The organism is Leyella stercorea (genome assembly GCF_019052365.1).
In the GTDB taxonomy this organism is placed as follows: domain Bacteria; phylum Bacteroidota; class Bacteroidia; order Bacteroidales; family Bacteroidaceae; genus Prevotella.
Window position 1 is genome coordinate 1 of the sequence record NZ_JAHQUY010000172.1, and the last position, 1,142, is coordinate 1,142.

General features: G+C 43.3%; 1 protein-coding gene. It reads right to left on the reverse strand.

What is annotated here, in order from left to right; all coding sequences use genetic code 11:
• Positions 1–25: 25 nt before the first annotated feature.
• Positions 26–784 carry a ParA family protein gene (locus KTQ90_RS13445; RefSeq protein WP_217318843.1) on the reverse strand — a complete coding sequence of 253 codons (759 nt, stop codon included), beginning with the start codon at positions 782–784 and terminating at the stop codon, positions 26–28.
• Between the last annotated feature and the right edge of the window lie 358 nt (positions 785–1,142).

Genomic DNA, 1,142 nt, shown 5'->3' on the forward strand with positions numbered 1-1,142 from the left:
GTTGATTTTTCTGCTTACCATAGGCTCATGTCTTTATGATTTCACAAATCTCGTCGGACAACTCCTTGATGCCACTCCCTCGCAACAGGTTTGGGTCTGATGGAAAGATGGTGGAACGGAACACTGACTTTCTGTTCTCCGACAGCTCTCTTCTGAAACGTTTGCTGTCTGGCAGTCGTGTGTTGAGAACCGAATAGTCGAGAGACTTGAACATACCTTCATATACATCATACAAACTCGTGCGTTCTCGTTTGTCAACCATTGTCCAAAAGAAAGCAAGTTTCTTGGTGACCGACCAACCCTGTGTCAAAAAGTTGTCGTGGAACAACTGCATGAAGCTCATTGCGCTTTCTACAACAAAGCGGTCTGCGCTGACGGGTACAAAGATGTAATCCATCTGAGACAAGGTCTTCATGACGCCCTCACTTTTGATAGTCCCAGGCATGTCAAAGAAGATGAAGTCAAGTTTAACCTCTGTTTCATTCAACACTGTCTCTGCGTCGTCAAGCGCATTGACAGCATTGCTTCTCGTTACGCTGAAGGACTTCTTGCCCAGCTTTTTGAAATGCTCACAGGCTTGCGCTTTGAAATAGTCGCTGCTTTTGATGAGTTCCAGTTCCTCGTCTCGCAGGTCTGCAAGGTTGTATTGTGGCTCGTCACAGTCTATGACCGCCACATTGTAACCCTTGACATTGTGAAAGTAGTTAGCTACAAGAGCCGTGATGGTGGACTTTCCTATTCCGCCTTTCTGTGTTGCGAACGCAACAAATCTTGTCTTACTCATATCGTTAACTTTTTAAATTGTTGATTACTCGTTTCTATGATTTCCTGCCAATTCAAAGATATGAACACTTTGATGTCCATGTCTATTGGTCATTGCTCCATTATGGAGACCTTGAACTGTTGCAATGCTTCATCATTTCCATACGACAGTACGACAGTGAATCAGTAAGTCTGTACGTCAGTGGAGCATCATGGATGCAAAGAGACGCTGCAATAGTGACAGACTTATTCGTTGCTGCAAATGCTTGTTTCATCATATTTTCAAATCATTGGTTCAATGTTTGGCTGCAAAATAACAACGAAATTTCCAAAAAACAATGGTTTTCAAATCCTGTGGCAGCATGTTGCCGATAGTTGCA

Bases quoted from the DNA above. Each gene is read 5' to 3' on its own strand.
- KTQ90_RS13445 (WP_217318843.1), bottom strand. From the start codon at position 784: ATGAGTAAGACAAGATTTGTTGCGTTCGCAACACAGAAAGGCGGAATA.